Source organism: Agrococcus sediminis, assembly GCF_007923295.1.
Taxonomy (GTDB): domain Bacteria; phylum Actinomycetota; class Actinomycetes; order Actinomycetales; family Microbacteriaceae; genus Agrococcus; species Agrococcus sediminis.
This window is the reverse complement of sequence record NZ_VOIR01000015.1, coordinates 213,073-235,565: the sequence shown is the minus strand read 5'-3', so window position 1 is coordinate 235,565 and position 22,493 is coordinate 213,073. Positions and strand designations below refer to the sequence as shown.

Sequence of the window (22,493 nt, the reverse complement as noted above, 5' to 3'; positions counted from 1 at the left end):
CTCAGGCTAGCCCCATAGCCGATGTGCCTACGCTGACGCGCATGGCAGCTGGCCCTGCACGCGTCGCCGAGCGCGTCCCCCGGTCGTCCTCCGACGGCCGCGGCATCGTGCTGGGCGCCATCGGGCTGCTGCTCGTGGTGCTGCTCGCGTGGATCGTCGCGCGCCCCGCGCCCGACCCCGCGCAGCAGAGCGCGACCGTCGAGGGCAGGCTGCCGGCCGCGGTCGCCGGCTGGAGCGGCCAGCAGCTCGCGAACGCCGCGATCGTGATGCAGGCCGGGCGCGACCTCGGCATGTCGGAGCGCGACGTGCAGCTCGCGGTCATGACGGCGATGGGCGAGTCGAGCCTGCGCGTGCTCGATCGCGGTGACGAGGCGGGGCCCGACTCGCGCGGCCTCTTCCAGCAGCGCGACGGCTGGGGGCCCTACGAGGTGCGCATGGATGCGTACGGCTCGGCCGTGCTCTTCTACCGGGCGCTCGCCGAGCTCGAGGGCCGCGACGCGATGGCGCCGACGCGCGTCGCGCACGCGGTGCAGATCAACCGCGACCCCGACCACTACGCGCGCTGGTGGGACGACGCCGGCGAGGTCATCGCGGCGATCGACGCCGCCGACGTGCGCGTCGTGCTCGACCGCTCGGGCTGACGCCCGCCCCGTGCTCGACCGCTCGGGCTGACGCCCGCCCCGTGCGCCGCGTCAGCCTCGCAGTCGCTTCCGCATGTGCACGTCCGTCTCCGTCGCGGTGCGGCGCACGCCATCGCGGTCGACGTACTCGTACGTCGTCGTCGAGCGCTCTCCCGTCTCGACGTAGCCCAGGCGGCGGTAGAGCGCGGCCGCTCTCGGGTTGTCGACGCCCACGCCGAGCTCGACGAGCGTCGCCCCCATCGCCGCCGCCTCCCGCTCGGCAGCGCCGATGAGCGAGGCGCCGATGCCACGGCCGCGCGCGACCTCGTCGACGAAGAGGTGGCGCAGCTCGGGCACGTCGCCGAGCACGAGCACGCCAGAGCCGAGCGGCTCGCCGACCTCGAGCGCGACGAGGAAGAGCACCTCGCCCGCCTCCTGCCGGCGCAGGTGCGACGCGGCCACAGCGGCGCCGGGAGGCTCCGACGCCGCGAGCCTCGACGCATCCGCCGCCGTCGCTCGTCGGACCTCGACCGTCACCGGCCGACGCCGCAGATCTCGTCGGCGGCGCGGCGCGCCCAGCGCTCGGCCTGCAGCACGTGCTCGACCGTCAGCTCGCCCGGCTCGTGCTGCTCGAGCACGCGCTCGACCGCCGGCAGGATGTCGAGGAAGCCGATCTCGCCGAGGTGGAAGGCCTGCACCGCCTGCTCGTTCGCGGCGTTGAAGACGGCCGGGAACGTCGAGCCGGCCCGCCCGACGCGCTTCGCGAGCGCGACCGACGGGAACGCATCCTCGTCGAGCGGCTCGAACGTCCACGTCGACGCGCGCGTCCAGTCGAGCGGCGCGCCGACGCCCTCGACGCGGTGCGGCCAGTCGAGGCCGAGCGAGATCGGCAGCCGCATGTCGGGCGGCGAGGCCTGCGCGATCGTCGAGCCGTCGACGAACTCGACCATCGAGTGCACGATCGACTGCGGGTGCACCGTCACGTCGATGCGATCGAAGGGCACGTCGAACAGCAAGTGCGCCTCGATGACCTCGAGCCCCTTGTTCACGAGCGTCGCCGAGTTCGTCGTGACCATCGGGCCCATGTCCCACGTCGGGTGGGCCAGCGCATCCGCGGGGTTCACGGCCGCCATGCGCTCGCGGCTCCAGCCCCGGAACGGGCCGCCCGACGCGGTGAGCACGAGCCGGCGCACCTCGCCGTGGTCGCCGGCGCGCAGGCACTGCGCGATCGCGGAGTGCTCGGAGTCGACCGGCACGATCTGCCCGGGCGCCGCGCGCGACATCACGAGGTCGCCGCCGGCGATGAGCGACTCCTTGTTGGCGAGCGCGAGCGTGCGGCCGGCGTCGAGGGCGGCGAGGGTCGGCGCGAGGCCGACGGAGCCGGTGATGCCGTTGACGACGACGTCGCACTCGACCGACTCGATCATCGTCACGGCCGCGTCGGCGCCGAGCGCCGCCTCGCCGCCGAACTCGGCCTGCTGGGCCTCGAGGCCCGCGCGGTCGCTGCCCGCGACGAGGCCGACGACCTCGAACCGGCGCGGGTTCGCGCGCACGACGTCGAGCGTCTGCGTGCCGATCGAGCCGGTCGACCCGAGCAGCAGGATGCGGCGGCGCTCGCCGATCGGCGCGCGCTCGGCCATCAGCGCTCCCCGCCCGTTGCAGCGGAGTGCCGGGCGACGATCTCGCCGTCGACGACGATGGTCGGCTCGTGGAGCACGGGGAAGGCGACGGATGCGGCGATGAAGCAGTCGCGGCCGGCCTGCAGGTGCGCGTCGAGCGCGTCCGCCGCCCGGCCCGCATCCGCGATGGTCACCACCGGGTGCAGCACCGCGCGCGTGAAGCGGCCGCCGGTGCCGGCGGTCTCCATCTCGCCCGTCGCCGCGTCGCGGTACGCGGTGACGACGATGCCGCGGCTCGCCGCCTGGTGGAGGTAGCTGAGCATGTGGCACTGCGCGAGCGCCGCGAGCAGCAGCTGCTCGGGGTTGTGGCGGCCGCGGTCGCCGCGGAAGGTCGGGTCGGCCGAGCCGAGGATGTCGGGCAGGCCGTCGACCCGCACCACGTGGTCGCGGGTGTAGGAGCGGTGGGTGCTGGTGCCCTCGGCACCGGCACCGGTCCACTCGACATCGACGGCGTAGGCGTGGCGCATGGGCATGGCCCCAGCGTAGGCCGCGCGGCGGCGTAGGATCGGGCACATGACCGACACCGCCGTTTCCGCGCCGTCCCGCTCCGTCGTCACCGAGATCCCCGGCCCGAACAGCCGCGCGCTCCTCGAGCGCAAGGCCGCCGCCGTCCCCCAGGGCATCCCGCACCAGCTGCCCGTGTTCATCGCGGAGGCGCATGACGCGATCATCACCGACGTCGACGGCAACCGCTTCATCGACCTCGGCTGCGGCATCGGCGTCACGACCGTCGGCCACACGAACGACGCGGTCGTCGCGGCCGTGCGCGACCAGGTCGGCAAGCTCACGCACTCGCTGTTCGGCACGACCCCCTACGAGCCGTACGTGCGCGTCGCCGAGTACCTCGCCGCCCACACACCCGGCGACCACGACAAGAAGTCGTTCTTCGTCAACTCCGGCTCCGAGGCCGTCGAGAACGGCGTCAAGATCGCGCGCAAGTTCACGGGCCGCCGCGCGGTCGCCGTCGTCGAGCACGGCTACCACGGCCGCACGAACCTGACGATGACGATGAACTTCAAGCCCGCGCCCTACGCCACCGGCATGGGCCCGCTCGCCTCCGACATCTTCCACGCGCCGGGCTCCTACCCGCTCCACGACGGCCTCGACGGCGCCGAGGCGGCCGAGCGCACCCAGTACTACCTCGAGAAGCACGTGGGCGTGAGCGACCTCGCCTGCCTCGTCATCGAGCCGATCCAGGGCGAGGGCGGCTTCATCGTGCCCGCCGACGGCTACCTGCCGGCGATGCAGGAGTGGTGCACGGCCAACGGCGTCGTCATGATCGCCGACGAGGTGCAGTCCGGCATCTGCCGCACGGGCGCGACGTTCGCCTCCGAGCACTTCGGCTGGGTGCCCGACATGGTGCTCTCGGCGAAGGGCATCGCCGGCGGCATGCCGCTCGCGGGCGTCACCGGCCGCGCCGAGATCATGGACTCCGTGCACACCGGCGGCATCGGCGGCACGTTCGGCGGCAACCCCGTCTCGTGCGCCGCCGCCGTCGCGGTCTTCGAGCAGATCGAGGCGAACGACCTGAACGGCGAGGCGCAGCGCATCGAGCGCGTGCTGCGGCCCCTGCTCGACGAGCTGGCCGAGCGCCACCCCGAGATCATCGAGGTGCGCGGCCGCGGCGCGATGCTCGCGGTCGAGCTCATCGACCCCGAGTCGGGCGCGCCGATCCCCGCCGCGCCGATCTCGCAGGCGGCGGGCCTCGACGGCGTGCTCGTGCTCACCGCGGGCACGGACTACAACGTGCTGCGGTTCCTGCCGAGCCTCGCGATCACCGACGACCAGCTGCGCGAGGCCGTCGAGGTGATCGACCGCGCGATGGCCTCGTCGAAGACGGCCTGATGCTCGTCGGCGTCCCGCGCGAGATCAAGACCGACGAGGCGCGGGTCGCGCTCACCGCGACCGGTGCCACGGAGCTCGTGGCGCACGGCCACGAGGTGCTGGTCGAGACGGGCGCGGGCGCCGGCAGCGGCATCCCCGACGAGGCCTACGAGGCTGCCGGCGCGCGGATCGTCGCGACGCCCGAGGAGGCGTGGTCGGCCGAGCTGGTGCTCAAGGTCAAGGAGCCGGTCGAGCACGAGCTGGGCCTGCTGCGCGACGACCTGACGCTCTTCGCCTACCTGCACCTCGCCGCGGCGCCGGAGCTCGCGCAGGCGCTGCTCGAGCGCGGCACGACCGCGATCGCCTACGAGACGGTGCGGGCGCCCGACGGGTCGCTGCCAATGCTCGCGCCCATGAGCGAGGTCGCCGGCCGCCTGTCGGTGACGCAGGGCGCCTCGCTGCTGACGGCGCCCGCCGGCGGCGCAGGGCTGCTGCTCGGCGGCGTGCCGGGCACGCGCGCCGGCCACACCGTCGTGCTCGGCGGCGGCGTCGCGGGCACGGCGGCGGTCGAGATGGCCGTCGGCCTCGGCGCGCGCGTCACCGTGCTCGACGTCTCGCTGCCGCGGCTGCGGCAGTTCGACGCCCTCTACGGCGGCCGCGTGCAGACGCTGCACTCCAACCGCGTCACCGTCGACCAGGCGGTCGCCGACGCCGACCTCGTGATCGGCTCGGTGCTCATCCCCGGCGCGCGGGCGCCGAAGCTCGTCTCCACCGAGCTCGTCGCGCGCATGCGGCCGGGCTCCGTGCTCGTCGACATCGCGATCGACCAGGGCGGGTGCTTCGCCGACTCCCGCCCGACGACGCACCGGCAGCCGAGCTTCCGGGTGCACGGGACGGTCTTCGCGTGCGTCGCGAACCTGCCCGGCGCCGTGCCGCGCACGTCGACCGAGGCGCTCACGAACGCCACGCTGCACGCCACCGTGCGGATCGCCGACCTCGGCTGGCGCGAGGCGCTGCGAGCGGATGCGGGCCTGGCGGCGGGACTGAACACGGCCGGTGGCCGCGTCGCTCACGAGGGCGTCGCCTCGGCGCTCGGCGCTCACGCCGCACCGGTCGCCTCGCTGCTGGCGTAGCGGAGCCGCTCGAAGCGACCGCCCTCGAGCACCCAGGCGGGCGCCGTGCGCATCGGCGGCGGCGCGGGCGCGTGCCGCAGCACCTGCCGCAGCTGGCGCTCGTCGACACCGAGGACGACCACGGGGCGCTCGGCGCGCAGCCGGTCGAGCTCGCCCCAGGCCGCCTCCCACTCCCCGACCGTGCCGAGCACGACGTCGGCCGACGCATCCGCCCCCGGCCTCGCCGCCGCCCGCGCGAGCGCGGCCGGCACGTCGGCGCCCGCGCCCAGCACCACCGCGACGCGCTCGGAGCGCAGCGGCACCGAGCGCGGCCGACGGCGCGGCACCGGCGCCTCGGGCAGCGCGAGCTGCACGCGCTCGTCGTGCAGCCAGCCGGCGCCGGGCGGCAGCGAGGCGTCGTGGAGCTGGCCGGTGCCGCCGGCGACGATGTGCTCCTGACGGCTCGCGATGCGCAGCAGGATGCGCAGCTCGGCGAGCGGCGCGACCTGCGCCATCGCGCTCGAGACGCGGCGGGCGGTGAGCGCGACCGGCACTCCCTCGCGCATGCGCCGCTGCAGCAGCTGCACGACGACCGCCTGCTGCTCCTCCCCGAGCCGCGCGAGCTGCAGGTCGAGGTCGTCGACGACGAGCGGGCCGGGCTCCTGGAGCGCGTCCCACAGCGCATCCTCGCGGTCGACGACGGCGGTGCCGAGCTGCGCCGCGACGAGCTCGGCGAGCGTGGAGCGGCCGCTCGCGGCGCCGCCGACGGCGAGCAGCGGCCCGTCGAGCGCCGGTCGCCACCGCACGGGTGCGACGCGCTGCTCGGCCGGCCGGTCGACGAGCCCGAGCCGCACCGCGCCGCCCGCGCCTGGGCTCGCCCCGTCCTCGGCATCGACGTCGGCGAGCGGCAGCCGCGCCGGCAGCGGCTCGCACCAGGGCCTCGCGGGGCGCGGCAGGCCCGCCGACGCGGCGACGAGCCGCTCGAGGTGGGCGGGGCTCGCGATCGCCGCTTGCGCCGCGCGGGTCTCGCCGCCCGCGACGCGGACGATGCAGCGTCCGCGCGCGTCGAGCGGGATGGCGGCCGGCTCGGCGCTGCCGGTGACGGCGACGGCGTCGTGCTCGTCGGTGACCCGCAGCGAGATGCGGATGCCGCAGTTGGCGAGCAGCGCGTCGCGCACCGCCTCGGCCGGCCGCTGCGTGCAGAGCACGAGGTGCACGCCGAGCGAGCGGCCGCGGGCGGCGAGGTCGACGAACAGCCGGTGCAGGTCGGGCAGCTCCTGCAGCATCGCCGCGAACTCGTCGACGACGATCACGAGGCGCGGCACGCCGACCGCCTCGTCGATCGAGCGCGCCCCCTGGCCCGCGAGCAGCCGCTCGCGCCGGCGCAGCTCCGCGCGGAGGCTCTCGATCGCGCGCCGCGCACCGCCGTCGTCGAGGTCGGTCATGACCCCGACGCAGTGCGCGAGCCCCTCGAGCGGCGCGAAGGAGGCGCCGCCCTTGAAGTCGACCAGCAGGAACGAGACCTCCTCGGTCGAGCGCCCCGCCGCCATCGCGGCGACCCAGGCGATGAGCAGCTCGCTCTTGCCGGAGCCCGTCGTGCCGCCGACCACCGCGTGCGGGCCGTCGCGCACGAGGTCGAGCTCCATGGGGGCCTCGGCGGCGAGGAACGTCGCGGCGAGCCCGCCCGCCGCGACCGGCAGCGCGTCGAGCTCGACGCGCGACGGCAGCCCGCCGGAGCGCCTCAGCCCCGCGTGCTCGGCGGCGCTCGCGAGGGTCTCGACCGCCTGCGCCGCCTCGAGCGCCGTGATCGCGGCCGGCGCGCACGATCGCTCCCCCGTGCGCGCCACGTCGAGCGCGGCGCGCACGACCGTGCGGCACTCGCGCGGCAGGAGGGACGCGTCCGGCGCGACGGCGATCGTCACCTCGACGCCGTCGCCCACGATGCGCACAGCGGTGCCGGGCTCGCGGTGCAGCCGGTGCGGGACGCCGTCGAGCCAGTCCCACGCGATGTCGTCGGGCGCGATCACCTCCGCGGCGTCCGGCGGCACCGCATCGAGCGCCTGCACGAGCGCCGACCGCGCGAGCGCGGTCGCGACCGGCAGCGGGCCGACGAACCCGAGCCCGTCGCGGGCGTCGGCGACGACGGGTCCGTCGACGACTGCGGCCGCCGACCGCAGCCGCGCCGCTTGCTCGGCCGCGCCGAGGCGGCGCACCGCGGGGTCGGCGGCGGGCACGGCGCCGTCGACGACGATGCCGCTCGGCAGCGGTCCCGTGCCGAGCACGACGGGCACCGGCGCATCCGCGGACCGACGCCAGCGGTGCGGGTCGTGCGGCGGCCTCGCCGCGACCGCGCGCGGGCCGGGGCTCGCGGAGCGGAGCTCGCGCCGCCGCGCGTCGAGCGCCGCGTCGACGCGGGCCTGGGCGTCGGCGATCTCGGCGCGCCACCTCGCCGCCTCCCGGCGCTGGCGCCGTCGCCGCACCCGCCGCCCGTCGCCGAGCGAGGCGAGCGCGATCACGGGGCCGAGCAGCGCGAACACCAGCACCGTGGGCGTCTGCAGCAGCAGCCACATCGCCCCGGCGCCGAGCACCGGCGCGAGGCTCGCGAGCACCGGGAACGAGGCGGGCTCGGGGTCGACGGGCGGCCTCGGCAGGTCGATGCGGGTCTCCATGGCGGCAGGATGCGCCGCGTCCACCCGGGGACGCACGGCGCGTGCCCGCGCCTGTGGAGAGCGCTACCGGCGCACGAGCGAGGCGGGGTTCAGCCGGGCGAGCAGCGGCCGCAGCCGCCTGCCGCCCTCGTCGCGCGCGGCGAGCACCGCGGCGCTCAGCGACCAGGCCGCGTCGATCTCGGGCTCGGTCGGCGGCTGCGCGGCGAACACGGCGCGGTCGACCCGGTGCGCGAGCTCGCGCATGCGGGGGTCCGCCCCCGCCTGCTCGACGCGCGTGCCCTCGGTCTCGGCGAGCTCTCCGCGGTCGCGCAGCCCGTCGACGACCTCGGCCCACGCGCCCTCCGCGCGGTCGCGCGGCTCCTCCGCACGCCGTCGCCGACGGCGGCGCACGATCTTCGCGACGATGAGGCCGACCGGCAGCGCGGCGATGAGCGCGAGCATGCCGAGCACCGCCGCGATCGCCGCGAGCGTCTCGAGCAGTCGCGACAGGCCCGCTCCGGTGTCCTCCGGCGCGCTCGGCGCAGCCGGATCCGCGCCCTGCTCCTGCCCGCCCGGCGCCGGGGCGGGCGCCTGCTGCGCGGGCGGCTCCTCCACCACGGCGGGCGCGCCCTGATCCTGCTCGGGGATCGGTCGCTCCTCGGGCACGACGTCGACGCCCACCCAGCCGGCCTCCGTGCGCACCTCGATCCACGCATCCGCGTCCGACCCGACGGCGGTCGTCGGCTGGCCGGGCACGATCTCGGGCGTGAAGCCGAGCACGACGCGCGAGTCGAAGCCGAGCTGGCGCGCCAGCAGCATCGCGGCGGTCGCGTACTGCTCGGCGTCGCCGATCATCGTCTCGTCGAAGAGCCGGTCGAGCCGCTCGAGCGAGTGCCCGGGGCGCGACGGAGCCTCCTCCTCGAGGACGCCATGGCTCACGTAGCCGTCGGCCCGCAGGCCCTCGACCATCGCCTGGAGGCGCGCGCCCGGCGCGGCGGCGTCGCCCGTCCACGCCGCGAGCGCGGCGAGCATGTCGTCGGGCAGCGCCGGCACGCCCTGGACCGGGTCGGCGGGCTCGAGCGCCGCGAGCGACTCAGCGCCGACGACCGCCGGTCCCGGCTGCACGAGCAGCTGGTAGCCGTCCCCCGACCGGATGCCGGGCTCGACCAGCAGCGCGTCGAGCGCCTCGTCGCGGTGCAGGCCGGCGGCGAGCACGTCGGAGCGCTCGCCGACGAAGCGGATCGCCGACGGCGTGCCCACGACCGGCAGCCACTGGCTCGAGAGCCCCCCGACCGTGACGCCGACCAGGCGCCCCTCGCCCTCCTCGGCGCTCGCGACGCGCTCGAACTCGGCGCGCGCGACGCCCAGCACCTCGCCGTCGTAGCCGTCGAGCACGGCGAGGCGGATGCGGTCGCCGGGCTCGAGCCCGGTGGCGGTGAGCTGCCCGGCGTCGCGCGCGTCGGCCTCCCAGAAGCCGCGGTAGGCGGCCATCGGCGAGGCGCCGTCGAGCGTCACCGACGTGGGGCTGTCGCCGCGCAGCACGATGCGCTCCGGCAGGTCGGCGACCGCCCCGGCCGCGCCCGCCGCCCCGGCCGCGAGCATGGCGACGACGGCGCCGGCCCCGACGCGGCGCGCGAGGGAGGAGAGCGCCCGGGGTGCCCGGCTGCGCCGACGGGCCTGGCGCACGACCGTGACGTACGCGATGAGCGGCGTGAGCGTCACGAGCGCCGAGAGCCAGGGCAGCGGCAGGTCGCGGGGCCCCCAGAGGATGCTCCAGGTCGCGATCACCGATGGCACGAGCACCGCCACCTCGGCGCGCGGCGAGCGCAGCGCGATCGCGACGCCGATGATCGCGCCGAAGAGCACGAGGATCACCGGCGCCATGAGCAGCGCGTCGTCGGTGCCGACGGGCAGCCCGATGGTCAGCAGCCGTCGCCAGGAGAGCACGACGGCCGCCCCCGCGTCGAGCAGCGCCGGCGCCCACTCGCCGCGCGCGATGCGCTGCGGGGCGGTGAGCGGCACGGCGAGCAGCGCGAGCGCGCCGAGCCCGGTGAGCAGCATCGACAGCGAGCTCCAGCGGCGCACGGCGCCGAGCCAGGCGATGGCGGTGCCGACGAGCAGCGCGACCGAGAGCGCCACGACGAGCTGCAGGGTGCCGAAGATCCACCACATCGGCAGGCACGCGGCGACCATGGCGAGCAGCAGCAGCCCGACGCTCGGGGCGCGCGCGATCATCGGGTGCCGCCCGCCGAGCCCATGCCGCGCGAGAGGTCCTCGATCGCGCCGACCGTGACCACGTCGGCGTCGCCGAGCCGCGAGCGCGACGGCAGCGCGCCGACCGCGGCGCGCACGACGACCGAGACGACGCCCGCGGGCATGCCGTTCGCCGCGGTGCGGAGCGTGCGCGGCGGCACGGTGGAGCCGGTGATGAGCCACGCGACGCTGCCGGCCGCGGCGCCGCGCGAGGCGCGCGCCGCCTGGGCGATGCCGTGGCCGCTGCGCGGCTCGAGCACCGCGAGCGCGTCGAGCAGGCGCTCGCGGGTGGCCGAGTCGACCGGCTGCGCCGGCCCGCGCTCGGTGCGCGGGCTCTCGACGACGCGGAGCGCGCGCCGGTCGGCCATCGCCGCGAGGCCGAGCGTGCCCACGAGCGACAGTGCGAGCTCGAAGTCGTCGCCGTCGTACTCGGCGGGGTCGGTGGAGAGCACGATCAGGGTGTCGGCGCGGCGCGACGGCTCGAACTGCCGCACGAGCAGCGCCCCGTGGCGGGCGCTCGAGCGCCAGTGCACGAGCCGCCGGTCGTCGCCCGGCGCGTACTCGCGCAGGCTGTGGAAGGAGACGTCGTCGGCGGTGCGCTCCGCAGCCGCCTCGCCGTCGAGGTCGCGCACGATGCCGCCCGCGCCGCCCGGCAGCCGCACGACGCGCGGGTGCACGACGAGGGTGCGCGTGTCGGTCAGCCGGTGCCGGCGCTCGAGCACGCCGAAGGGGTCGGTGCGCATGATCGTCGCGGGACCGATGGAGCGCAGCCCTCGCCGGCTCGTGTCGAGCGGCACGCTGCGCAGCACCCGGCCGCCGACCTCGAGCGGCGGGATCTCGAGCACCGCCTCCTCGTCGCCGATGTCGAGGTCGACCTGCCGCGGCGTCGCCGCGCGGGTGGGGCGGGACACCTCGACGAGCGCGAGCGCCTCGGCGCCGACCGGCACGCGCTCGGCGCTCAGCCCGATGCGGGCGCGCGCCCAGCGCTCGCCGACGATCCACGGGATGGCGCCGAGCACGAGCACGGCGGCCGCGACGGCGGCGACGAGCGCCTCCGTCCAGCCGAGCGAGCGCGCGAGCACGGCGCCCATCGCGACGGTCGCCAGCAGCGCCCACCCCCACGGGGTGATCGCTCGCGTGGCGGCGTCGAGCCAGCGCACGTCAGCGCCTGGGCGGCGCCACCGTGAGCATGAGCTGCTGCACGATGCTCTCGGGCCGGACGTCGTCGAACTCGGCCTCGGGCTGCAGCACGAGCCGGTGCGCGAGCGTCGGCACCGTGAGCGCCTTCACGTCGTCCGGCGTCACGTAGTCGCGGCCGTGGATGGCCGCCCATGCCCGCGACGTGCCCACGAGCGCGAGCGCGCCGCGCACGGAGACCCCCAGCCGCACCTCGTCGGCCTCGCGCGTCGCCTCGACGAGCCGCGCCACGTAGTCGACGATCGACGCCTCGACGTGGACCTGCCGGATCCGGGCTGCCATCTCCTGCACGGCCCGCGCATCCGCCACCGCCACGATCTCGTCGGGCGACTGCTCGTCGCCCGAGTCGGCGAGGATGCGCAGTGTCGACGCGTGGTCGGGGTAGCCGATCGACGCCTTGAGCGCGAAGCGGTCGAGCTGCGCCTCGGGCAGCTGGTAGGTGCCCGCGTGCTCGATGGGGTTCTGCGTCGCGATCACCATGAACGGCTGCGGCACCGGGTGCGTGATGCCGTCGACGGTGACCCGGCCCTCCTGCATGACCTCGAGCAGCGCCGACTGCGTCTTCGGGCTCGCACGGTTGATCTCGTCGGCGAGCACGACGTTCGCGAACACCGGACCCGGGCGGTACTCGAAGTCGCGCGTGCCCTGGTTCCAGATGCTGACGCCGGTGATGTCGCCGGGCAGCAGGTCGGGGGTGAACTGGATGCGGCTCGCGGTGCCGTGGATGCACGCGGCGAGCGCGCGGGCGAGCGACGTCTTGCCCGTGCCCGGGTTGTCCTCGATGAGCAGGTGGCCGTGGCTGAGCATGGCGGTGAGCGCGAGCTGCACCACGTGCGGCTTGCCCACCAGCACCCGCTCGACGCGCTCGACGACGTGCTCCGCCAGCTCCTGGATGCTCGCGACGTCGACGCTCACGGCAGGCTCCTCACTCTTGATCACAGCCCGCATCCCGCCACGGTCGGCACGGGGTCCCTGTGGGGCCCGGACTCCAGATAGGTTACGACGCCCGTGGCCCGCACCCGCGTCGCCCCGGCGGGCACGCGCTGGCTCGCGGGCTGCTCCGCGGTCCACGCACCGTCGACGAGGTACGAGGCGACGACGCTGCCGCGCGCCGACAGCGTCGCGTTCTGGGGCGCCGTCGCCTCGAGCGGCACGAGCGGCCGGCAGGCGGTGACGATCGCGCTCAGGCTCAGCGGCATCGCGCTGCCGACGGTCGTGGGCGCCGAGCACACCGAGCCCGAGCCGGCGCCCGACGGCGCGCACGCGCGCAGCTCGACGCTCGCGTCGCGGCCGTAGACGAACGAGGTGGTGGTGGGCGTGAGCCACGCGCCCTGCGCGACCTGGCGCCAGCCGGGCTCGGTGGCCTGCGGCGACTGGCGCACGCGCGCCTCGATCCACTGCCCCTCCGGCACGGCGGGCGCGCGGGTGAGCTGCAGGTCGCGCGCGTCGTCGCGCACCTGCGCGTCGCCCGAGGCGACCTCGACCTGGGAGGCGTCGATCGCCGCCGGCGTGCCGAAGACGGGATCGGAGACCGACACCGAGCAGTGCCAGCCGTTGTCGGCGGTGACCGCGACGACGACCCGCGAGCCCTGGGCGACCGAGAGCGTGGCGCTCAGCTGCGCGCCGCCGGCAGGCGTGCCGGTGCCGGTGCTCGCGCAGTCGAGCGAGGTAGCGTCGGCGACCGGCACGATCCGCGCGGTGTAGCCGACCGCGGCGGCGCCGCCGGCGTCGACGGCCGACCAGCGCACCGTGACCGAGCCGCCGGAGCGTCCGGTGATGAGCACCGGCGCGGTGCCGGGCTCCCCCACCGCCGTGATGGGCACCGGCGCGGCGGGCCAGCGCCACGCGGCGTCGGGCACGCCCGCGTCGTTCGTCGCGGCCACCTCGACCGCGTACGCGCGGCCGGGCGTGAGATCGGGCACCGTCACGGTGCGCTCGGCGGCGCCGACGCGGATGACCTGGTCGACGCCGCTGCCCGTGATGCGCACGAGGTAGGCCTCGATGGGCGTGCCGCCCTGCGGTTGCGCGACCCCCTGCCACTGCACGCGCACGGCGCCGGGCTGCGCGGCCGGGGTCGCCGTGATGCGCGGCACGGCCGCGGGCAGCCGGTCGGCGTGCACGGGCTCGGAGGGGGCGGATGCCTCGCTCGCGCCGAGCGCGTTCGTCGCGATCGCGCGCAGCCGCACGTCGCGGCCGAGCGGCAGCCCGTCGATGCGGCAGCGCGGCTCCGCGCCGCACGCGACGTCGACGCCGTCGCCGACGATCCGGTACCCCGTCACGGGGCTGCCGTTCGCCGCCGGGGGCTCGATGGTCATGAACACCACGCCGTCGACGTGCTCGTCGAACGCCTGCACGGGCGGCGCCGGCGCATCCGGCACGTCCTGCACGGTCACGGTGATGGGGCTCCACACGCCGCGGCGGGGGTCGCCGGTGGCGTCGAGCACGAGCACCTGCACGATGGTCGCGCCGATCGAGGCTCCCGCGCCGACCGAGATCGTCACCGTGCCGCCGTCGAGGCTCGCTTCGACGCCGCGCTCGGCGGCGCCTGCGGTGCGGAGGTCGCCGAGCCGCAGCGGCGTGCCGGGGAAGGGGTTCGACGACTCGTCGTTGGCGAGCGGCGCCACCTGCGCGCTCGAGCCGCGCTGCACCGTCACCTCGTCGGGCAGCGGCGCCACCCGCGGAGCGGTCGACGAGATCACCGAGAGCACGATGCCGCCCGGCACGCCCTCCCCGGCGCCGTCGCTCACGCCGAGCTGCAGCTCGGCCGTGGTGCCGGCCGGCGTGGTCTCGAGCGCGCGCACCGTCAGCTCGGCGCCCGACACCGAGGTCTCGAAGCCGGCGGGCACGTCGCCGAGCACCTCCCAGCCGGCGCCGTCGAGGCGGTCCGGGTCGGGCGCGCGGGTGATGCGGGTCAGGTCGATGACGCGCTCGGCGCCGGGCTCGAGCTGCACGTACGCCCCCTGCACCGTGAGCGGCACGTCGTCGCCCGCGAGCACCTCGATCGGCAGCACGATCGTGCCGACCCGCCCGTCCGGATCGGTCGGGCTGTCGCCGTCGGTGACCTCGAAGGTGATGCTCGCCGGCCCGTAGTAGCCCGGCGGCGGCACGAAGCGCAGCGTGCGCTCGTCGATCACCGGGTTGGAGCCGTCCGTCGGCGACGCGCGCACGGCGCTCGCGTCGGTGAGCACCGCGCCGTCGCCGTCGACGGTGTCGACCACGTCGTCGATCGCGATCTCGAGCGTCTCGCCGGAGCGCACCGACAGCGGCGCCACCCCGGGCCGCAGCTGCGGCAGGGCGTCGAGCCTGCCGGGCACCGCGATGATGCCGGTCGCGACGGCGGAGGGGTCGTCGGTGCGCACGACCGTGAACGGCACGAACCGCGTGCGCTCGCCGACGGGGATCTCGACGGTGCCGTCCTCGCGCAGCTCGACGCCGGCGGCCGCCATCGGCAGGGTCGCCTCGAGCACGTCGGAGCGCCCATCGCGCACGCTCGCGTACGCGAGCGGATCGATGCGCACGGCGTCGGCGTCGGCGATCGACTGGATGGGCACCTGCACGTCCTCGACGTCGGGCGGCGGCGGCGGCGCGGCCGGGTCGACCTCCACGCGCAGCCAGCTCGCCGCGGACGTGCCGGCGGAGTTCTCGACCGTGACGACGATGCCGATGTCGGCGCTGTCGGGGCCGGCTGCGACGTGCACCGCGCCGTCGCGCACCTCGGCGGAGGCGCCCGGCGAGGCCGTGTCGACCCCGACGATCTCGAGCGGCAGCCCGGCCGGGTCGCGGTCGTTCTCGAGCACCGGCACGACGAGCGTCGAGTCGGGGCGCATGACGACCTCGTCGGCGCCGAGCACCGGCGGCAGCGCGGGCGACGGCTCGACCACGGCCACGCGCACGACCCCCTCGCCCACCGCGCCCAGGTCGTCGACGACGCGGTAGCGGAACTCGTCGGTCCCCGCCGAGTAGTCGCCCGCCTGGTAGCGCAGCGTCGACCGGCCGGCCTGCGTCACGAACCCGAGCGCGGGCGCCGTCGACGGCCCGAGCAGCTGCACCGGGTCGCCGTTCGGGTCGGCGTTCGAGATCGGCAGCTCGAGGTCGACGCTCGCGCCGGCGACGACGCGCGCCTCGACGGTCGGGGCCTCCGGCGCGGCGTTCGTCGTGCGCGCCGCGGCCGCGACCCGCAGGGCGATGTCGGCCGTGGCCGTCTGCCCGTCGGGACCGCGCACCGCGTAGGTGGCCGTGAACGTGCCGGCCTCCTCGCCGGCGACGTAGCGCATCCGGTCCCCGTGAACGAAGAGCAGGCCGGCCTCCGGCGTCGCCACCACCTGCGGCTCGAGCGCGATGGCGAGGCCGTCCGGATGCTCGTCGTTCACGAGCACCGGCATCTCGACCAGCCCGCCGGGCCGCACCGAGACCGCGTCGTCGCGGGCGATGGGCGCCTGCACCGAGGCGCCGCCCGCGGCGGAGATGCGCAGCTCGCCGGCGGAGCTCTGGATGCCGTTGGTGACGGTGTACCGCACCGTCGCCTCGCCCTCGAGCGCGTCGGCGAGGCCGAGGCGCAGCCGCTCGCCGTCGATGACCTCCGCGCGCACCGCATCGGAGCCGCTCGAGGCGAGCGAGAGCGCGAGCACGCCGCCGGACGGGTCGAACGCGAGGTCGTCGACGTCGAGCTCGACGGAGCCGATCGAGGGCAGCGCGGCCCGCGACGGCATCGTCACGGGCGGCGAGGAGGCGTCGGCGCCCTCGAGCACGCGCACCGCGACGAGCCCGTCCTGCGTGGTCGTGCCGTCGGAGACGACGTAGGTGAAGCGCAGCAGGCCCGGCTCCGTGGGCGTGACCGCGATGGTGCCCTCGGTGAGGCTCGGCTCCACGGGCAGGCCGCTCGCGACCACGTTGTGCAGGCTCAGCTCGCCCGAGCCGCCCTGCGCGGCGAGCAGCGGCTCGAGCACGAGCTGCTGGCCGACGCGCGTGACGGCCGTCACGGGCTGCGCGCTGATCGGCACGGCGCCGGCGTGCACGGTGAGCGCGATGGGCGCGGTCGCGGTGGTGCGCCCGTCGGTGACGGTCACCTGCACCTCGCGCTGCGCGCCCGCGCCGCCGTCGCGGAACTCGAGCCTGCCGTCGGCGCGCACGCTCACGCGGTCGGGCGCCGCGGCCGTCGCCTCGACGACCGCGAGCTGGTCGCCGTCGGGGTCGAGCCAGCCGTCGAGGGCGTCGAGCACGACCGTGCCGCCGGCCTCGAGCGTCGCCTGCGCCGGGCGCACGAGCTCGGGCGGCTCGTTCCCCGAGCGGATGCTGACGGTCGCGACGGCCTCGTCGCCGGCAGTGCCGTCGGAGACCCGGTAGGCGATCTGCACGCCCCCCTCCTCCGGCCCCTCGAGGCGGATGCCGCGGCCGTCGGGCGTGATCGAGGCGGGGATCACGTCGGGCGTCGCGGTGACGTCGGTGATCACGATCGGGTCGCCGTTCGCGTCGCTGTCGTTGAGCAGCACCGGCAGCACCGTGACGGCGCCGGGGCGGGCGCCGAGCTCGTCGTCCTCGGCGACCGGGGGCGCCGGGGCGGCCTCGACCGTCTCCTCGACCGTCTCCCCCTCGGTCGGCTGCTCGGGGGTCGGCTCGTCGCTCTCGACCTGCCACCCCTCGATGCGCTCGCCGTCGCGGTCGATCGCCCAGGCGTCGCCGCTCGCGGGATCGACGAGCGCCGTCGCGCTGCCGCGCTGCACGATCCGGAGGTCGGCCTCGGCGCCGACGCCCTCGAGGCCGAGCACCACCGGCTCCTGGGCGTCGCAGGCGCGCCATGCCGTGCCGTCCCGCCAGGCCGAGAACACGCATCCGTCGGACACCACCGGTCGCGCCGCACGGCCGCTCGCGCCGGAGGCGAGCACCTCGGAGGACTGCACGCCGAGCACCTGCTGCACGAGCGTGCCGTCGGCGGCGTACAGCACCTCGGGCGCCGCGGGTCCCGGCTGCTGCAGCCGCACCCCGCTCGCGTCGACCGACGTCTGCCACGTGCTCGTCGAGAGCACGCCGGAGCCGGCGTCGTAGAGCACCCAGTCGTCGCCGAGCGCCGTGAGCTGCAGGTCGGGCGCCGAGGGCGACACGGGCGCGCGCTCGGTCGCGACGACCTCGCCCGCGCTGTCGATGCGCAGCACCCGGCCGAGCCCCGGCGAGGCGGCGAGCACGCTGCGCTCGCCGAGCACGGCGACGCCGCCGCGGCCGAGCGCCACGACCTCCTCCTCGAGCCGCGCGCCCTCGGCGACCGCGCCGACCGTCGTGCGCCACACGTCGCCGGTGGAGGGCGAGGTGATGAGGATGCGGTCGTCGCGCACGTGCACGTCGGCGCCCGAGGCGATCGGCACGGCCGCGTCCGCTCGGGTGGCGCCGTCGCGGACGACGCGGATGGTCGAGGCATCGCGGTCGACGATGACAGTGCCGCTCGTCGCCTGGTGGGCCTCGTCGACGCCGCCGACGTCGACCACGCGCTCGATGGTCGCGTTCGCGGTGTTCGCGAGGCCGATCGCGCCGGCCTCGCCGTCGGCGATCCACACGCTCGAGCCGTCGAGCTGCGGCTCCACGGCGGCGTAGCCGGGGCTGAGCACCGCTCCGGCGACGACGCCGGCGACGAGGAGCGTGCCGAGCGCGGCGCCCGCGGTGCCGCGCTTCACGGCAGCGGCTCCCCGCAGGCCTCGGTCGCCTCGCCGGTCGCGCCGTCGCGGTTGACCGCGACCTCGATGCACAGCTCCTCGCCGGGCTCGCCGGTGAGGGTGAACTCGCGCCCGCCCTGGATGAGGGCGTCGCCCGTGGACGTGCGCACGTGGTACGTGTCGGTGTCGACGAGGCCCGGGTCCTCCCAGGTGAACGACACCCGGCCCGAGTCGGGCGCGACGGCGATCTCGGCGACGAGCGGGATCTGCGACGACACGCTCGACAGCGCGATCGCGGCGATCGCGACGATGCCCAGCACCACCGCGCTCGCGACGGCGATGCCGAGGCCGATCGCGAAGCGCTTGGGCTTCTGCGGCTCGCGCCGGCCCGTCGACTGCGAGATGTCGACCCGGCTGCCCGTGATGCCCGCCGACCGACGGGAGCGGCGCTGGCGCAGCCGCAGCGCATCCGAGTCCTCGTCGACGCCCGCGTCGGGCGCGGGCGCCTCGGCGGCCCACGCGTCGATCTCGACCTCGATCGGCGTCTCCTCGAAGCCGAGCTCGCGCTGCACGGCCTGCAGGTCGACGAGCATGTCCTCGACGCGCGCGTAGCGGTCGGAGGGCTTGGCGGCGAGGCCCTTGTCGAGCACGCGCCGCAGCGGCGCCGGGATGGCGCGCGACGGCAGCAGGTCGTGGGCCAGGATCCGCTCGGTGAGCGCCGCGTGGTCGTTGGCGCGCCCCGGCTGCTCGGCGGGGCTGCGGCCGGCGATGAGCGAGAAGATCGTGGCGGCGAGCGACCAGACCTCGGTCGCGACGGTGCCGCCCGTCTCGCCGCGGAGCACCTCGGGCGCCGCCCACGGCACCGAGACGCCCGCGGCCTCGGTCGCGTCGTGCTGGAGGCCGGCGATGCCGAAGTCGCTGAGCACCGGGTGGCCGAAGGCCGTGCTGAGGATGTTGGCGGGCTTGATGTCGCGGTGCAGCACGCCCGCGCGGTGGGCGGTCTCGACGGCCGCGCCGATGCGGATCGCGACGCGCAGCGCCGCCTCGGGCTGGAGCGGCTCGGAGCGGAACCGCTCGCCGAGCTCGGGGTTCGCGAGCTCCATCACGAGGTAGGGGCGGCCGTCGCTCGCGACGGATGCGCTGTGGACGGTGAGGATGCCGGGGTGCGCCGAGAGGCGGCCCATGAGGTTGACCTCGCTGCGGAACGAGCGGCGGACGTCCTCGTCGACGAGCTCGGCGAGCAGCACCTTGACGGCGACGGGCCGGCGCGGGAGCGCCTGCTCGTAGAGGAAGACATCGGCGTACCCGCCCGTGCCGAGCACGTGGAGGTGCGAGAAGCCGGGCAGGACCGGCGGCGCGGAGGGGAGCCGCCTCGCCATCAGGCCCGCCGCGTCTCCTCGTCGCGCAGCGTCGTCCGCGGCACGGTGCGGTCGACGTCGTCGACCGAGGGCGCCTTCGTGACGTCGACGACGATGACCGAGACGTTGTCGCGGCCTCCGCTGTCGAGCGCGGCGCTGACGAGCGCGTTCGCGGCCGCCGCCGGCTCCGCGTGCTCCCAGAGCAGGCGCTCGATCTCGATGTCGGGCACCTCCTTCGTGAGGCCGTCGGAGCAGACGAGCAGGCGCAGCTGCGGCATGATCGGCAGCAGGAAGTAGTCGGGCACCGGGTCGATGCCGGCGCCGACGCCGCGCGTGACGACGTTGGCCTCGGGGTGCGTCTCGGCCTCCTCCTCGGTGAGGAGCCCGGCGTCGATGAGCTCCTGCACGACGGAGTGGTCGATGGTGATGCGCGTCAGCCGCTCGCCGAGCATCGCGTACGTGCGCGAGTCGCCGACGTTGAAGACCGCGAAGTGCGGCGCGCCCTCGTGCACCGCGAACGCGCAGCCGGTGACGGTGGTGCCCGCGGCGCCCTCGCCCTCGCCGAGCTTCTCGATCTCGTCGGTCGCGCGGCGGAGCGCCTCGACGACGTCGATCGGCTCGACGCTCTCGAGCGTCGAGAGCGTGCCGAGCTGCTCGACGACGGCCCGGCTCGCGAGGTCGCCGTGCGAGTGGCCGCCCATGCCGTCGGCCACCGCGAACACGGGCGGCTGCGTCACGAGCGAGTCCTCGTTGTGCTGGCGGCGGAAGCCGGTGTCGGTCATCCCCGCCCAGCGCACGGCGAACTGCCGGGCCTCCGGCCCCTGGGTGGCGTGCTCGCCGGTCGCAGCTCCGATGTGGGTCACGTCCGCCAGTCTCCCATGCTCGGCCGGTGACTCTCGCACCGCGCGGTCACAGCCGCCCCGTGAGGATGCGGTGCCAGTACACCTGCGGCAGGCCGTAGCGGTCGAGCACGTGCCAGATGAGCCTCGACCGGATCTCGTCGGGCACGGGCAGCGAGCGCCGCACCCGCAGCGCGCGGTCGTACTCGCCGAAGGAGAGGCTGCGCCGCGCGGTCGCGATCGGCGCCACCGTGTAGCCGTCGTAGCGCTCGAGCGGCTGACCGGCGCGGCTGCGGCGGATGTTCTCGACCACCGTCTTCACCTGCTCGCGGAGCGCGCCGCCGGTGCGGGCGTCCCCGAGGTCGGCGCCGTCGCCGACGGCCCACACGCGCGGGTGGCGGCGGTGCCGGAGCGTCTCGGGGTCGACCGCGGCGAAGCCGCCGGAGCTCGCGTCGTCGAGCCCCGACGCGGCGAGGAAGGCGGGCGCCGCGTAGGGCGGGTGCAGGTGCAGCAGGTCGGCCTGCAGGGTCGTCTCCCCCGCGGGCCCCTCGAGCTCGACGGCGTCGCCGTCGATGCTGCGGATGCGCGTGCCGAGCCGCACGTCGATGCCGTAGTCGTCGAGGTGGCGGCGGATCTCCGCCTCGATCGCGGCGACCGGGTGCAGGCGCGCGCCCTCGTGCACGAGCACCACCTCGATGCGGCCGAGCACGCCGCGGGCGCGCCAGCGGTCGCACGAGATGAGCAGCGGCTTGAACGCGGTCTCGCGGCCCGAGGCGGGCTGCTCGTGCACCTGGAAGACGGCGCGGCCGCGGTCGAGCGCGTCGAGCCGCTGCCTCGTGCGGGGCAGCAGGTCGTCGACGAACGTCGTGACGGCCGTGCCCTCGGCGAGCGCGCGCTCGGCGCCGGGCAGGCGCGACCAGTCGATGCGGGCGCCGGGCGCGACGATGAGGTCGGCGCCGCGCACCTCGGTGCCGTCGGCGCAGCGCACCGCACGGCGCTCGGCGTCGACGGCGACCGCGGCGCTGCGGTACCAGCGCACGCCGTCGGGGATGAGCGACGCCTGCGGCCGGGAGAGCTCGCGCTGGGATGCGATGCCGGTGCCCACGTAGTGCTGCAGCGGCTTGTAGACGTGCTGCTCGGCCGGCTCGATGAGCGCCACGTCGCGGCAGCCGCGCCGCAGCAGGTGCGCCGCGGCCGAGAGCCCGCCGTTGCCGCCGCCGATGATGAGGACGTCATGCCGCTGCTCGCTCGCCATGCCGCGACGCTACTCCGGGTCGGCTGGGCGCAGCACCCAGTCGGGAGCGCCCTTGGCGTCGACGATGTCGCGCAGCAGCGGGGCCATCGTGAGCGTCGGGTCGATCGCCATCGCGAGCTCGGCGCAGCGGCCGGCCGTGCGGCCCCGGCCCGCGAAGAAGTGCAGGAAGCCGACGATGACGAGCACCGGGGCGCGCAGCTCGAGCGGGGCGGCCTCGGCGATCGCGCTCCAGCGGCGCAGCCGGTCGAGCAGGCGCGCGGCGTCGGGCGCCGGGCCGGTGCCGAGGAAGCGGGCCGCGGCGGCATCGCCCGCGACGTCGCCGTCGCGGTCGAGCGCGGCGAGCGTGGCCCGCGCCGCGTCGACGCCGTCGAGCGCGAGCTCGATGGCGAGGTCGCGCACAGGCGGGCTCCAGACGAGGCCGATCGCGAGCGCGGCGGCCCTCGCCGGGTCGACGCCGAGCGCGCCCGGCCCGCTGCCGAGCCCGGGCGCGAGCTCGACGGCGAGCTCGAGCGCGGCGATCGGGTCGTCGCGCGCGGCATCGACCTCGGCGGCACCGAGCGCGTCGATCCAGCCGAGCACCGCGGCGATCGAGCGGTCGTCGCCCGTCTCCGGAGCGCCGGGGATCGGTGCCGGCAGCGGCACGCCGGGCGCCGGGTCGTCGAGCAGGTCGAGCTCGGCGAGCGGGCCCCTCGCCGCATCCGGCGCCGCGTAGTCGCCCCACGAGTCGGGACCGAGCGCGAGCGCGTCGAGCACGCGGAGGCCGGCGCGCTCGAGCCGCTCGGCCACGCGCGCGAGCTCGAGCCGCCGCGGCAGCGCGCCGGTTCCGAGCGGGTCGGCGAGGCATGCGACGAGCACGACGGCGTCGGCGCCGCGCGCACCGCCGCGGACCGCCCGCGCGGTCGCGGCGACCGCGCTGCGATCCGGCAGGTCGAGCACCATCGGCATGCCGGAGCGCCCGCCGGCGAACGGCAGCGCGACGAGGCACGGGGGCTCAGGGGCGCCGACGAGGTGCGGCAGCAGGCGGAGCAGGGACTGCGGGGTGCGGATGCGGACGGTCTCCATGGCGG

Annotated in this window: 15 protein-coding genes; 3 read left to right on the top strand and 12 right to left on the bottom strand. The window is 76.4% G+C overall.

Translation table 11 applies throughout. The features are described 5' to 3' along the window. Positions 1–41 precede the first annotated feature (41 nt). The gene (locus FQ330_RS10355; protein ID WP_146357327.1) at positions 42–641 is read left to right on the top strand and encodes a hypothetical protein; all 600 of its coding nucleotides are present in this window, start codon (positions 42–44) and stop codon (positions 639–641) included. Between the two features lie 51 nt (positions 642–692). On the opposite strand, the gene FQ330_RS10350 is transcribed toward FQ330_RS10355, so the two are convergent. From FQ330_RS10350 to FQ330_RS10340, 3 genes are read right to left on the bottom strand one after another with little or no spacing between them, the layout of a single operon-like run. Beyond that, positions 693–1,157 carry a GNAT family N-acetyltransferase gene (locus tag FQ330_RS10350; protein WP_146357325.1) on the bottom strand — a complete coding sequence of 155 codons (465 nt, stop codon included), beginning with the start codon at positions 1,155–1,157 and terminating at the stop codon, positions 693–695. Continuing rightward, on the bottom strand, positions 1,154–2,260 hold the full coding sequence (gene dxr, locus FQ330_RS10345; RefSeq protein ID WP_146357323.1) for a 1-deoxy-D-xylulose-5-phosphate reductoisomerase: 1,107 nt from the start codon (positions 2,258–2,260) through the stop codon (positions 1,154–1,156). Before dxr ends, FQ330_RS10350 begins: the two co-directional genes overlap by 4 nt. Then, positions 2,260–2,772 carry an OsmC family protein gene (locus FQ330_RS10340; RefSeq protein ID WP_146357321.1) on the bottom strand — a complete coding sequence of 171 codons (513 nt, stop codon included), beginning with the start codon at positions 2,770–2,772 and terminating at the stop codon, positions 2,260–2,262. Before FQ330_RS10340 ends, dxr begins: the two co-directional genes overlap by 1 nt. Before the next feature lie 40 nt (positions 2,773–2,812). Between FQ330_RS10340 and FQ330_RS10335 the strand changes: the two genes are divergently transcribed. Then, complete coding sequence (locus FQ330_RS10335; RefSeq protein WP_146357319.1) at positions 2,813–4,144, top strand: aminotransferase class III-fold pyridoxal phosphate-dependent enzyme; 1,332 nt, start codon at positions 2,813–2,815, stop codon at positions 4,142–4,144. Beyond that, complete coding sequence (gene ald / locus FQ330_RS10330) at positions 4,144–5,256, top strand: alanine dehydrogenase (RefSeq protein ID WP_146357317.1); 1,113 nt, start codon at positions 4,144–4,146, stop codon at positions 5,254–5,256. Before FQ330_RS10335 ends, ald begins: the two co-directional genes overlap by 1 nt. Here the strand turns inward: ald and FQ330_RS10325 are convergent. The 9 genes from FQ330_RS10325 to FQ330_RS10285 all read right to left on the bottom strand — a co-directional run bounded on the left by FQ330_RS10325 (position 5,223) and on the right by FQ330_RS10285 (position 22,488). Further along, the gene (locus tag FQ330_RS10325) at positions 5,223–7,904 is read right to left on the bottom strand and encodes an FtsK/SpoIIIE domain-containing protein (protein WP_146357315.1); all 2,682 of its coding nucleotides are present in this window, start codon (positions 7,902–7,904) and stop codon (positions 5,223–5,225) included. The genes ald and FQ330_RS10325 overlap by 34 nt on opposite strands. A gap of 63 nt (positions 7,905–7,967) precedes the next feature. Then, entirely contained in the window at positions 7,968–10,118 is a 2,151-nt protein-coding gene (locus tag FQ330_RS10320) for a transglutaminase domain-containing protein (protein WP_146357313.1), read from the bottom strand. Beyond that, positions 10,115–11,296, bottom strand: coding sequence for a DUF58 domain-containing protein (locus FQ330_RS10315; protein WP_146357311.1), 1,182 nt, complete (start codon positions 11,294–11,296; stop codon positions 10,115–10,117). Before FQ330_RS10315 ends, FQ330_RS10320 begins: the two co-directional genes overlap by 4 nt. A 1-nt stretch (position 11,297) precedes the next feature. Then, positions 11,298–12,281, bottom strand: coding sequence for an AAA family ATPase (locus FQ330_RS10310; protein ID WP_146357309.1), 984 nt, complete (start codon positions 12,279–12,281; stop codon positions 11,298–11,300). Continuing rightward, entirely contained in the window at positions 12,269–17,995 is a 5,727-nt protein-coding gene (locus FQ330_RS10305; RefSeq protein WP_146357307.1) for an Ig-like domain-containing protein, read from the bottom strand. Before FQ330_RS10305 ends, FQ330_RS10310 begins: the two co-directional genes overlap by 13 nt. Then, on the bottom strand, positions 17,992–19,353 hold the full coding sequence (locus tag FQ330_RS10300) for a serine/threonine-protein kinase (RefSeq protein WP_146357305.1): 1,362 nt from the start codon (positions 19,351–19,353) through the stop codon (positions 17,992–17,994). The genes FQ330_RS10305 and FQ330_RS10300 overlap by 4 nt, the downstream gene beginning before the upstream one ends. Next, complete coding sequence (locus FQ330_RS10295) at positions 19,353–20,195, bottom strand: PP2C family protein-serine/threonine phosphatase (RefSeq protein WP_225792805.1); 843 nt, start codon at positions 20,193–20,195, stop codon at positions 19,353–19,355. Before FQ330_RS10295 ends, FQ330_RS10300 begins: the two co-directional genes overlap by 1 nt. 46 nt (positions 20,196–20,241) lie before the next feature. Beyond that, positions 20,242–21,426 (bottom strand): NAD(P)/FAD-dependent oxidoreductase, encoded by a 1,185-nt coding sequence (locus tag FQ330_RS10290; RefSeq protein WP_146357303.1) that lies wholly within the window; start codon positions 21,424–21,426, stop codon positions 20,242–20,244. Between the two features lie 9 nt (positions 21,427–21,435). Continuing rightward, positions 21,436–22,488, bottom strand: a complete 1,053-nt coding sequence (locus FQ330_RS10285) for a DUF4192 family protein (RefSeq protein ID WP_146357301.1) — start codon at positions 22,486–22,488, stop codon at positions 21,436–21,438. Positions 22,489–22,493 lie beyond the last annotated feature (5 nt).

Excerpts from the sequence above, each read along its gene's own strand:
- FQ330_RS10320 (WP_146357313.1), bottom strand. The coding sequence starts at position 10,118 with ATGATCGCGCGCGCCCCGAGCGTCGGGCTGCTGCTGCTCGCCATGGTC.
- FQ330_RS10310 (WP_146357309.1), bottom strand. The coding sequence starts at position 12,281 with ATGCGGGCTGTGATCAAGAGTGAGGAGCCTGCCGTGAGCGTCGACGTC.
- FQ330_RS10285 (WP_146357301.1), bottom strand. The coding sequence starts at position 22,488 with ATGGAGACCGTCCGCATCCGCACCCCGCAGTCCCTGCTCCGCCTGCTG.
- FQ330_RS10340 (WP_146357321.1), bottom strand. The coding sequence starts at position 2,772 with ATGCCCATGCGCCACGCCTACGCCGTCGATGTCGAGTGGACCGGTGCC.
- FQ330_RS10300 (WP_146357305.1), bottom strand. The coding sequence starts at position 19,353 with ATGGCGAGGCGGCTCCCCTCCGCGCCGCCGGTCCTGCCCGGCTTCTCG.
- ald (WP_146357317.1), top strand. The coding sequence starts at position 4,144 with ATGCTCGTCGGCGTCCCGCGCGAGATCAAGACCGACGAGGCGCGGGTC.
- dxr (WP_146357323.1), bottom strand. The coding sequence starts at position 2,260 with ATGGCCGAGCGCGCGCCGATCGGCGAGCGCCGCCGCATCCTGCTGCTC.
- FQ330_RS10355 (WP_146357327.1), top strand. The coding sequence starts at position 42 with ATGGCAGCTGGCCCTGCACGCGTCGCCGAGCGCGTCCCCCGGTCGTCC.
- FQ330_RS10335 (WP_146357319.1), top strand. The coding sequence starts at position 2,813 with ATGACCGACACCGCCGTTTCCGCGCCGTCCCGCTCCGTCGTCACCGAG.
- FQ330_RS10290 (WP_146357303.1), bottom strand. The coding sequence starts at position 21,426 with ATGGCGAGCGAGCAGCGGCATGACGTCCTCATCATCGGCGGCGGCAAC.
- FQ330_RS10325 (WP_146357315.1), bottom strand. The coding sequence starts at position 7,904 with ATGGAGACCCGCATCGACCTGCCGAGGCCGCCCGTCGACCCCGAGCCC.